This is a genomic window from Streptomyces sp. NPDC085524 (genome assembly GCF_044541755.1).
Lineage (GTDB): Bacteria > Actinomycetota > Actinomycetes > Streptomycetales > Streptomycetaceae > Streptomyces.
On record NZ_JBITTH010000001.1, the window covers coordinates 451,606 to 462,980 of the forward strand.

7 protein-coding genes are annotated in these 11,375 nt (G+C 67.8%); 2 read left to right on the forward strand and 5 right to left on the reverse strand.

The window, feature by feature from the left end:
* Window positions 1-302: 302 nt before the first annotated feature.
* Window positions 303-554 carry a hypothetical protein gene (locus ACIGFK_RS01965; RefSeq protein WP_376659413.1) on the reverse strand — a complete coding sequence of 84 codons (252 nt, stop codon included), beginning with the start codon at window positions 552-554 and terminating at the stop codon, window positions 303-305.
* A 2,185-nt stretch (window positions 555-2,739) separates the two neighbouring features.
* Between ACIGFK_RS01965 and ACIGFK_RS01970 the strand changes: the two genes are divergently transcribed.
* Window positions 2,740-3,204, forward strand: a complete 465-nt coding sequence (locus tag ACIGFK_RS01970) for a hypothetical protein (RefSeq protein ID WP_376659412.1) — start codon at window positions 2,740-2,742, stop codon at window positions 3,202-3,204.
* A gap of 57 nt (window positions 3,205-3,261) precedes the next feature.
* Window positions 3,262-4,548, forward strand: a complete 1,287-nt coding sequence (locus ACIGFK_RS01975; protein WP_400050155.1) for a hypothetical protein — start codon at window positions 3,262-3,264, stop codon at window positions 4,546-4,548.
* A 1,802-nt stretch (window positions 4,549-6,350) separates the two neighbouring features.
* On the opposite strand, the gene ACIGFK_RS01980 is transcribed toward ACIGFK_RS01975, so the two are convergent.
* The 4 genes from ACIGFK_RS01980 to ACIGFK_RS01995 form a co-directional block, all read right to left on the reverse strand.
* Window positions 6,351-6,776 (reverse strand): NUDIX domain-containing protein, encoded by a 426-nt coding sequence (locus ACIGFK_RS01980; protein WP_042813583.1) that lies wholly within the window; start codon window positions 6,774-6,776, stop codon window positions 6,351-6,353.
* Window positions 6,777-6,873: 97 nt separating this feature from the next.
* Entirely contained in the window at window positions 6,874-7,662 is a 789-nt protein-coding gene (locus ACIGFK_RS01985) for an SDR family NAD(P)-dependent oxidoreductase (protein ID WP_386463215.1), read from the reverse strand.
* Window positions 7,659-8,636 (reverse strand): hypothetical protein, encoded by a 978-nt coding sequence (locus ACIGFK_RS01990; protein WP_376659408.1) that lies wholly within the window; start codon window positions 8,634-8,636, stop codon window positions 7,659-7,661. Before ACIGFK_RS01990 ends, ACIGFK_RS01985 begins: the two co-directional genes overlap by 4 nt.
* A 68-nt stretch (window positions 8,637-8,704) precedes the next feature.
* Window positions 8,705-10,597 (reverse strand): nucleotidyltransferase domain-containing protein, encoded by a 1,893-nt coding sequence (locus tag ACIGFK_RS01995; protein WP_376659407.1) that lies wholly within the window; start codon window positions 10,595-10,597, stop codon window positions 8,705-8,707.
* Window positions 10,598-11,375: the final 778 nt, after the last annotated feature.

Below are 11,375 nucleotides of genomic sequence, written 5' to 3' on the forward strand. Positions count from 1 at the left end.
AGGTCAAGGAAGGCCGTGCACAGCGCCTGAGCCCCCGCCTCGCGGAAGACCTGGGCGGCGGCGACGACCTCCCGGTTCCGCTGGGGTCCCCCGAAAGCAGCACCGGCCTGGTGACGCTCTTGGGCCCTCAGCCGCGCCAGGTGTCGTTGAACGTCTCACGCATGCTCTTCGCGTCGTTCCAGCTGCGGGAACCGGTGGCGAGGACGACGTGCGAGAACGATTCCGGAATCATTTCGGCAATCATTCGAGTCTCCTCTCCTCATGACCTCGGCGGTCTCCCCAGCTGGAGTCGAGAGCTGCGGTCATGACGTCTGGGCGGGCGCGGGGGCCTGCGTACCGCTGCCCCGTTCCGGCCGGCCGGTACTGGACCCGATCACGGCCAGGTCCTTCTCCCGATGGAGTTCGACGCGGATCCGATCGTCACCACACATCGACATGAGGTGGACGATGCACATCCCGTCACCACTGCGGGGGATGTTCACGGTGACGACCGTGCTGTTCTCGTCGTCAGTGAAGTCGACGTCACTGATGTCCCCGACTTCGCCGGAGCGCATCCGCGGCGACGGCTTCGCTGTTCGACTGCTACAACTCGGGCACGCAGCGGGCTCCTCTCTCGCGGGACGAGTCCAGGCTGGGGCTGGGTCGTGGTCGTGCCTCTTCGTGGACTCGGTGGAGCAGCGACCATCGAGTGCGGATCCTCGTCGGATCCGCGCGATCTCGATGTTCAGCGCAGCTCCCGCGCCGGCCCTTCCGGCTGACGATCCGGATCCCACCGGAGTGATCCACCCCGGCCGGATCGCACTGCGAGCCACCGCCCGGAGCGTCGCTTCTCGCCTGAGCCAGTGAGCCAGGCGCTGCGCGCCTGCCCATCCACCGCTGCACTCTTCGCCCTGCCCACACGTTCGCGACAACCGCGGCCGGGCAGTGTTGGGGGTCGTCTCCCAAGCGCTGGGCTGGGCATGGCCAGAGGGAGCGCCGGCGACCGACGGACCGGGGACCAAGCGACCGGTGGAACCCGTCGGCCATGCCTGACACGTCATCGGAGCGCAGTGAAGAGGCCGAGCGGAGCGGGGGTCCGCAGGACACGTGTTATCACATTCCCTTATGCCCTTTTCACTTCCTCGTCGCCGTCCCCGCTGTTCCGCGGCCGGAGCATTGGCGAAGCCTGGAACATCAGGGGAAACGGGCCGTACCCTCTCGACTCGTACCCCTCCGTCTTTGCGTGCAGCGGGGGTACGGGGCCGGCTGTTTCGCCTGGTCATCACGGTTTCTGGCCGTACTGCTGTTTCCTCGTTCGGGATACGGCCGTACTCCCGGGCCGGCCCGTCCTCGTGAGGAACGAACGAGGCGGGGTACGGGTCTTCCCGACAGGGCACAGATCCGGTTCATCACCTCGCTGCCGCAGGCGGCACAGCCCTCGCCCAGGGGCGGATCCGTCCTCTCGCGACGCCGTCGCTTCGGCTGTGGATGACGCTCTGCTTCATCGCTCGCTGCCAGCGGCGTAGCCGGCCTCGCACCACCGTGCTGCGCCGGCTGCACCGGCCTGGATTTGCTGTGCTCGGGTCGTTGCTCCGGTGCTGCTGCGGCAGGGTGCCGGCACGTCACGCAGCGCGTCCGAGGCGGGCGTTCGGCACTACCTCGTCGACACACGATCCGGCGCCGGGCCATGTGTCGTTTCGCGCTTGCGCGGCGAGCCCGCGGCGGTCTCCCGTGGATGCATCGGAAGAAGAGATCCCGGATGCTGCGGCCATCTGCCCATCTGCCCATCGGGCGCGGCGAGCAGTTCGAGGGGCATCGGAGCGTTGTCGTCTTCCTCCAAGGGGTGTCTCCGCAGCAATGCCTCCGCGCCTCTTCCGCCCCACGGCCCATGCTGCAAGCACGGCGTTCCTCGCACGCTCGCTGGGTGTGGGGGGCCTACTCCCCCTTCGACCCTTCTCTCTCTGCGCAACCTCGTCGGCTCGATGACGCACGGGTGCCGACCGCCGCACCAGCGCTGTGTCGGCGTCTCGCTGACAGCTGTGCCGGCCACGCTCCACCAGCGGTCCATGACCGTCTCGACGTACCCGCCGAATGGCTTCAGCGGGGGCGCGGGTCGGGCCTCGCGGCCCCGCGAATAGGCGCTTCCCTCGCGTCTCTGCGGTGACACATCGGAACGCGCAGGGGCCACGACTGGGACACTGACAAGACACCGACTGCTGCCCTTGACTCTCTCGGAGTCCCTCGCGTGTCCGCATCGCATCTCACGCGCGCTCCAATGGTGCCGCCCTGGCGTCACACACAGCGCTCTCGGGGGACACACCTGCGTCGGGGAGCCGGGCGGTGTCTCTCAGGAGACACGGTCGGGACACCACTGGGAGCTTGGATATGCCCCCGTTCCCCTTCCCGGAGACCACGCCCTGATGCCAGGTGTCTCGCAGGAGTCCCGTGGGAGCCCTTGTTGCGCTGCATGAGGGACTCATGGGCGCCATGGCGCCGCCGACTTGCGCCGGTCGCCTCCGGCAGGGGCACTGCGGCGTCTCACAGGCGCCCCCACCAGAGACGAGTGATGACATCAATGGCGTCCGACTGACGTATCGAGTGGGACTTGCATAGGACTCAACAGGGACACTAGAGTCGACTCGCAGCGATTCGAATTCGAAAGGAAACATGAAGGGTGGCGAGTCCATGTGACGGAGCGAGAGGGATCCGGCGAACGACGATATGGAGTGCAGGAGCGAGTGGCAGGGCAAGGTGAGTGCAATGGCGCAGCGGCCGAGTGAACCTCGTAAGGTCCGCTGGACCGTGCCCGCTGCCGACACGTCGGTGATCGAGTGGCTCGATCAGCAGGAGAACATCTCGCAGTCGCTGCGACTGCTCATTCGGGAGTCCATTCAGCGCGACGGATACGTCGACGTCTACTACAAGCCCGTCGAGCAGCTGCCGCGTCGCGGCCGGCCGCCGCTGGAGAGCACCGAGCAGCGCGAGGACGACGAGGCGGTCACCGAGCGCCGACCGGCCGCCACGCCTGTTCGGCCACAGCCCGTGGTCTCCGACCAGGCCGACGCCGTCGTCGAGAAGAAGGCAGCAGCGCCGGTAGCCCGACCCCAGCCGGTTCCGAGACCTGTTGAGACGGTCGAGGATCCTGCGGCAAGGGCCACCGGCCCGAACCCGGAGCCTCCGAAGCAGGCCTCCATTGACGAAATCATGGCGAGTACTCGGCGCTGAGTGGCGCGGTGAATTCCATCTTCCAGGCAGACGACACAGACACCGAGGGACCGAATTTTGAGCGCCAACAGCAACGACATCATCACCCTCACCGGCGGCATCGACGTCGGCAACGGGTACGTCAAGGGCGTCATCCAGAACACGAAGCGGGAGATCTTCGACGAGATCGATCTGCCCAGCGCAGTCGTCTCGACTTCCCGCACCTCGCCGAAGGTGCCGCTCCCCGACGCGGATGCGGCCTCCGTGATGGCCGGCGACTTCTACAACCAGATCGACTGCTCACTCACCACAACCCTGGTAGCGGCGTCGGACCGCCGAATCTTCGGCCGGGCAGCGCTGAGCGTGCGCGGCTCGAAGTTCACCGAGTTCGAGGTACTGGGCAAGCACTCCAAGGCTGATCAGGAGCTGAGCAAGGTCCTGGTCCTGGGCGTCTTCGCCGCGAAGGCCCTGCGCGACTACGTCCGCGAGAACGGCGCGCTGCCCGGTCACGAGCTGCGCGTGCAGGTGCGTGCCGGCCTGGCGCTGCCGATCTCCGAGTTCGTCGCGCGCCGCCACGCCTACGCCGCCGAGTTCATCGGTCTGCTGGGCAGCTCCGACCCCGCCGTGCACCTGGTGACGATCAAGAACTTCAGCACCCCGGTCTCGGTGCGCCTGCAGTTCGTCGACGTTCAGGTGATGGCCGAGGGTGCCTCCGCGCAGTTCGCCATCACCGACAAGGGCGAACCGCTGGCCCAGGCCCTTCTCGATGATCTGCGCACTCGCGACGCCTCCGTGGTGGAAGAGGTCTCGGCCTCCGATCTGGTGGCGGTGCAGAACACCATCGGCGTCGATGTCGGTGAGGGCACCGTGAACTTCCCGGTCTTCACCGATGGGCGGTTCAACCCCGAGGCGGCAGCCACGCTCGACGAGGGCTACGGCACTGCGCTGATGAACGCCATGGAGCGCATGAGTGAGTCGGATGCCACGCTGCAGTTCTCCTCGCGCAAGCAGCTGGCGGACTTCCTCCACGCGAAGCCGTCTGTGCTGGTGAAGAATCGTCACCAGCGCGCCGTCGGCTTCGTCGAGGACGAGGCCGGCTACCTGGTCGACGAGATCGTCTCCTCCTTTGGCGACGTCCTCTCCCAGGCCGGTGCGACGACCGAGGTCGTCTACGTCTACGGCGGCGGCTCGGGCCCCATCAAGCACCTGCTGCACCCTGCGCTTCTGAAGGCCGCCGGCGATGTGCCCGTGCTCTACCTCGACTCGAGCTACTCGCGGCACCTGAACCGCGAGGGCCTGTACATCGCGGCACGGCACGTCGAGCAGCAGGCCCTCGCCGCGAAAGCCGGCGGGCAAGCACATTAAGGAGGTGGCCTGATGTGTGAAGCACTGGACGCGACCTCGAAGGCCGAGGTCGAAGAGATCAGTCGTCCGAACACTGATACGCCCTGCCACACGAGGACGCTGCGTCTCCGCGGGTCCTGTTTCGCGAGCAGGCCCGGCTGAAGCCGCTCGGGTCGGATGAGGAGCTTCCGAGCATGGCGGGCAGGTCCCGGACCAGGTGCTCGAGGTCACGGGAGCCGCAGACCCGGCGCTACCCGCGGGCAGCGGGCAGCGGGTGACGGGCAAACGCGCACGCCGAAGAGGCACTTCGCGACCCGCGCCTGATCGTGGGCATCGAAACAGGGCAGGTAGGAGGAGGCGCTCGGGGCCTGGCGATCTCCCCCGGACGAGGTGATGGATTCGGCAGTGAGACTCCCGGCGCTGCTGTGCAGCGGAGCGCCTGGCTCACGGCTGTACTCCTGGCGTGGACGTGATCTTCCGAAGGCCAGACCGGATCAGCTCCGCTGATCATGCAGAAGAGAAGAGCCTGGCGCAGTTGCCAGCCACCGTTCGAGAAGAGACCACTCGGGCTTGCTGTGACGGAGCCGCTCGGTCATGGTGGCCGACACCTCGGAACACTCGCCGCCCTCGGCGGCCGTGCTCCACGTGGTGCCGCGCGCGGTCGCCCTGGTCGCAAGTTGCCGACGTCGCCGTCTCGGGCGCGGCGGCGGCCGTTGGGCGACTCACCGGGAAGGTCGAACAGCCGGCCGTACGCCGTATTCGGCGCCCTCCGGCGCATGGCCGTTGGTCGGGGTGTGTCGGCGGTAGGAGCGGGGGACGATCTCCCGAACGATGCTGCGTGCCGTCGTGGTGGTCATGGTTTGGGATTCCTTCCCGAGTGCTGCGGTGGTCTCCGTACGCCGACCGAGGTGCGGTCGGCGCCCCAGCCCCGCCTCGAACCGGGAGGGACCGGCCAGAGGCCCCCGGATCCGGAGGCGCCGTGGCGTCAGAACGGAGGGCAGCAGCGGCGACCGGCGCACACGTGCGCGGCGGTCTCGGCTCCCGCCTCACACGGCGCGTTGTCGCACCGGCTGTGTCCGGTGATCCCGTTCGTGGACCGGTCAAAGCGGGTGATCGGGCCGTGGTCTTCGCACGAGCCGCACAGCGGTTCCGGGGCGTGCGGAGTCCTGCCGGACACGCGTGACGACGGGGCCGGGCGGTGGCGAGATCGACCTTCCGGCCTCGGGCGGCCTGGTGCGTGCGCGGCTGCTGCCAGGGCAGTTCGACGAGCAGGTCCTTCGGCCCCTCGTCTATGGTCACGGGCGGAGTTGACAGGTAGTGGTTCAGCGAGCCTTCGGGGGCCTGGGCCAGCCGGGTCCTCAACGAGGTCGTCCGGCTTCGTCAGCCAGGAGAGGAACACCTCGGCGTTGTCAGTGCAGTTCCGTGGTACGGATGCTGGAGTGCACGGGCCGGCACAGGACACGGCAAGGCGGTAGCCGCTCATGGAGTCGGCCAGGCCGACTCCTGGCGGAACGAGGATGTTCTTCGACGTCAGATCCGGATCAGCTCTGCTGATCCCATGTGCTCACGGCCTTCACGGGGCGAGTAAGGCGAGCCACGAAGAAGAAAAACAGCACCCCGGCGCCGCGGTTGCCCGAAGGCAGCGCGCGCACCGGGGTGCTGGGGTGGTTGGAGCTGCATAGATCTCCAGGGACACGCCTCAGGGATCATCTGCAGCGCTCAGGAGTCGAACCTGTTCCGTGCTCGGTCTGCACGGTGTGCCCACTGGCGTACGCCGAGGATCAGCCGGCGCACTGCGGATCAGAACCGCTCCGTGCAGAGCTTCACGCCCATTCGGACATGACCTTCTGGATCAGGGGCAGCACCGTGGGAGGCTGGAGGTTGAGGGTGGCCAGGGCCTCGGGGGTGGTGAGGGGGGTCTCGACGAGTTCGTAGGTGCCGCGATCGGCACGCGTGAACTCGCTGCCGGTACGGTCGTCGAAGGCCCAGGTGCGGACCTCGGCGAGATAGATGTGCTGGATCTCTTCGCGTTCGGTGTCGGCGAGAGTGCCCAGCAGCCGGACGATGTGAGCCTTCCCGGCAATCTCCTCGTGGATCTCACGGTGGAGAGCCGCTTCCGGTGTGGGGTCGCCGTCCTCGATGCCGCCGCCGACGAGGACGTGGTAGACGTCGCGGCCGGGGATGGTGCGGCGGATGATGAGCATGGTGCGGGCCGGTGTGATCAGGACGGCACGGACGCGTTCTTTCACTGTGTCTCCTCAGGCGTTGCTGTCGAGGAGATCAGTTCATCATCCGGCCGCCATCACCGTGGAGAATTCGACCGGTGGTGAACCCGGCCGAAGGAGATCAGCTCATCACCCACCCGCCATCAACGTGGAGGCTCTGACCGGTGATGAACCCGGCCGCAGGACTTGCCAGGAAGGCGACAGCGGCGGCCACGTCCTCCGGCCGCCCGCGGCGGGGAACGCACTGGCGGGCGATCTGGTGCTCGGGGGACACCCGGGCGGCGGGCGGGAGGGCATTTTCGGCAGGAACCTGGATCGCTCCGGGCAGGACCGAGTTGACGGTGATCCCGCCCACGCCGACATCGCGGGCCAGGGACCGGGTCAGTCCGATCATCGCGGCCTTGGCCGTGGCGTAAGGGGTGAGCTGGCGACGGCCCACGAGGGCGTTGATCGAGCCGATGTTCACGATCCTGCCCCACTGGCGTGCCGTCATGCTCGCAGTGACAGCCTGGCACAGGCGGCGCGGAGCGTGGAGGTTGACGGCGAGGGACTGCTCCCAGTCGGCCTCGTTCAGGTCTTCCCAGGCGATACGGGGGTAGGCGCCGGCGTTGTTGATCAGGATGTCGACGGGTGCCAGGGCGTCCGTGACGCTGGTGATCAGGGCGGCCGGGAACTTCGGATCGGTGAGATCACCGGAGACGGCGATGCCTCGGGTGGGCAGCTGGTCCAGGAGGTCGGCGGCGGCCGCGTCCTCGTCGTAATGGGCGACGGCGACGCGGGCGCCGGCGGTGGCGAGGGCACGGCAGATCGCGGTGCCGATGCCACCGGTGGCTCCGGTGACCAGAGCAGTTCGGCCGAGCAGGGGTCGGGCGGTCAGCGACTGATCAGTGATGGAGAGGGCGGGGTTCACGGGCGCTCCGTTTCGAATGTGTGCTGAGTGAAGAACTCGGTGGCGTTGCTGCTCGGCTGATGGAGTTCGGCAGCCTTGATCAGCGTCAGGAGGGTGTCGGTCGTTGTGATGGGCCAGGGACGGACGACACCGAGGACGCGGAGGGTGAGGAAGGGGCGCAAGTCGTGCCAGGGGATGTCGGGCAGGGCTCGCAGGGCGGTGGTGAGGGCGGCTCGGCGGCCGGGGCCGGTGTTCCAGCGGTAGTGGATGTCGAGGTGGCGGAGTCGGGGGTGGTGGTCCAGGTGGGTGATCCGGGGGGTCGTGAGGGGCGGGAGGGCGAGGCGCATGGTGCGCTGGTAGGTGTCGGGTTGGTAGGTGGGAACGAGCCAGCCGCCCAGGCCCATCAGGTACCAGAGGAGGTTGGCGGCTTCGCCCGGGAGGGAGTTGAGACCGGCGAGTGCGAAGTCGAGCCAGCACAGGGGGTCGGCGATGTTGGGCTCGGTGGGGTCTCCCTGAGTGAGTCCGCACACCCAGCTGCTGTCCGGTGTCAGGATCTGGCGGGTGGTGCGGACGATGTCGGGGAGGTTGATGGTGAGCGGCCGCCCGTTGACGGTGATCGTGTGGTCGGCGAGGTCGGCCACAGTGAGAGCGGAAACGTTTCCTCCGGCTGGAACGACGGAGTGGCCGGGGTTCAGGTACCAGCGGTCCAGGCGTCCACCGGGTCGGATGCGGTCGGCGTAGAGGGTGGGAACGCAGCTACTCAGGGGGTATCGGCGTTCGTGCGTGAAGGCGGTGGTCAGGTCGTGGCACACGGCTTCAACGAGCTTGACGAGCCGGGGTATGTGGCTCGGGTCGCGGTCGGCGAGGGCGATGAGGTCGCCGAGGAGGAGTTCGCACCGTCCCTGAGCGAACACGTCGTCGAAGACCACCTGGCTGCCGTCCGGCCCGTCGTGAAGACCATGGAGCCGGGGTACGGAGAGGCGGTGTTCGATCAAGCGGTGGCCACGAACCTCCCCAATCGCGGCCGTGCGATTGGGGAAGTCCTTCACGAAGACTGCGTCGGTCACTGCTCCACTCCGTTCATGGTGTCGTTCCACAGGTCGAGGACGATATGGGCGACCTCGCGGGCGGCGGCGCGGTCGGTACGGGCGGTGCGGGCCAGGGAGGTGTCGTGTCCGTGGGCGCCGAGGAGCGTGGTCAGGGCGTCCTCGTCGGCGGAGACCGGTACGCCGCGGAACTCCAACTGCACCTTCGCGGAGAGCGCCGTCACCTTGTAGAGGGCGTGCAGATCGCCGGCGCCGGCGAGGATCTGGCGGCGGATGTCGAAGGTTGCCTGGACCCCGTTCATGACGGTGGCGGCCACGATGGCGGCCGGGTCCGGAGCGGGGAGCCGCAGGCCGTTTCGGACCCACAGCGGGGTGATGGCACCGGCACCGATCTGGGCCAGCACGTGCTGGAGTCGAACGGACACGTTGCCGGTGCGGCATTCGGCGAGCGTGACGACGCTGACGCCGACCTTGACGCCCTCCAGGTCGGCGCGGAGTTCGGCCAGCACGTCGGCGAGGGGACCCAAACGGGCGTTGTCGGCGACGACGAACACGTCGAGGTCACTCCACCCGCTCTGGTACCTGCCCTTGGCGGCGGACCCGGTGACGGCCAGCAGGTCCACCACCGGGTCAGCGCCGCCGGTGGTGCGGTCCAGCAGCTTGTGCAGGCAGGACTCCAGGCTGATCGGGAGGCCCAGCATGTTCACGGGCTGCGTCTCCGGCTGCCGTGCGGGCCAGTGGCGATCGAGGACCAGCGCGTCCAAGCAGCGCTCCAGGCGGAGCCGTGTACCGGAGTTGTCGATCACCCGGTCCGCGATGCCCGCGATCCTGTCCGCGCCTCGACTCTCCTTGACGAGGTCGCGCACGGCCACGTCATCGGCTCCGGTTTCGCTGCGTACGCGGCGGGCCGCCATAGGCGTGTCGAGGTATGTGACGGTGACCTGCCGTCCGAGCAGCCGTCGCAGTGCGGCGGTGGACCCGAAGGAGTGCAGCGACTCGATCGTCACGTCGGTCAGGTAGTGGTGGGCCGTCAGGTAGCGATCCAGGGCGTCGACGATCAACTCGGCCTGGACGTCCTCCGTGACCGCGTACGGGTCGGGAAGGCCGGCGTGCGCGGCGGCAGTGTCGAGCAGCCACCCGATCTTGAGGCGGGCGTGGCCGTGTTGCACGCTCAGGTACTTGCCGGCGCTGCTCTTGCCGCTCTCGGACAGCCCGGCGAGCGCGATGACCTGCACCCCGTCCAGGGCACGGGCAGGGACGGCCGGGTGCCGCGGGTGCAGCAGACGCCGGATGTCCCGCTGCACCTCGACGATGGAGCGGCCACCGATCAGCACCGTGTGCGAGAAGCGGCCCTCTTCGGTGGCCATGACGTGGAGTCGTTCGTGCAGGGCCCGCTGGTAGCGGTCGTAGGGCGGGGTGACGCTCGCCTGATGGGCCAGGCTGTGGGTCACGTTCTTGTCGATCTCGTTGGAGAACGCCAGGTAGAGGGAGAGCTCAGCGTTCTCGGCGACGCGAAGGTCCGTGGCCCACGGTTCGAGCAGGGCCCGTGCGCGGTCGGCCGCCGCCGGGGCGGCCAGGTTCTCGCGGACGGCAACGGTCGCGGCGACCGACGCCTCCAGCATGGGGATGCCCCGGTCGAACAGTCGCAGGCTCCCGACGCCGGGGGCGGCGGATCGCGCGAGGTAAGAAGACGCCAGGACGTCCACGAACTCCTCGATGCGGCTCTTCTCGAACCACCACCCGGCCATGTCGCCCTGGATGTCGGTCCATCGAGAGTCGTGGTCGTGCAGGGCGCCGGCGAGCGCCGCAGCCGGACCGATCCGGCGGCCCAGCAGGCCGATCTGCGTGGTCTTACCCGTGTTGTCGGCCCCGCTGAACGCGACCGACAACTTCGTGGACTCGTGATTCATCAGGTTTCTCCTCCTACTGCGCGGGCAGCACAAAGCGCCGCCCACTACATGGGTGTTCAGGGAAAGGGGTCCAAGTGCGGGATCCGGCCTGGTCGCGGCCAACCCCGATGGGTTCAACACAAAGCCAGACGGGCCGTTTTGCCACACGCTCGCTACCGAATCCGACGGCTTCGAGATGCGCACCACGGCCGTACAGAGCCTCGAACTTCACCGAACCGACTACTGCCAGGTTCTGGCCGAGACCTGTCTGGGCCGCGCCAACGATCGGCCCCGCTGTCCGTTGTTCGGAGCGTTCGGCATGAGTTCTTCTCCTCGGACACAGCAAAGCGCCCGGATCGACGACGTCGTCCGAGCGCAGTTGGCTGATTGGGCTGAGGTATTCAGTTGTCCGTCATGCCCCCATCCGGATCGGCTTCGCCGATCAGATGTTTTTCTCTTTCAGTGCTTCATCCGAATCAGCTGCGCTGATCGAATGTGTCGTCATTCCGAGCCCCGGATCGGCTTCGCCGATCAAACTCGCGTTCGTCGCCGAGCAACCGGCCACTCCCGACCAGACCACGGCGTGATGTCCCCTGGCTCGGCATTCACTTGACCTGCGCCAAGGCGTGCCGTCTAGGGGTTCTGATGCGGGATCATGTCGGCACGGGGCGTCATCATGAGTCGACGAGTTCCGAGACAGCCGCGCTGACCGAATACCTCGCCATTCCGAACCCCGGATCGGCTTCGCCGATCAACTTCACTTGACCTGCGCCAAGGCGTACCGCAAAGGGTTCTGATT

What these genes read in the sequence shown, in the direction of transcription:
- ACIGFK_RS01970 (WP_376659412.1), top strand. Translation starts at nt 2,740, where the DNA reads ATGGCGCAGCGGCCGAGTGAACCTCGTAAGGTCCGCTGGACCGTGCCC.
- ACIGFK_RS01965 (WP_376659413.1), bottom strand. Translation starts at nt 554, where the DNA reads ATGCGCTCCGGCGAAGTCGGGGACATCAGTGACGTCGACTTCACTGAC.
- ACIGFK_RS01995 (WP_376659407.1), bottom strand. Translation starts at nt 10,597, where the DNA reads ATGAATCACGAGTCCACGAAGTTGTCGGTCGCGTTCAGCGGGGCCGAC.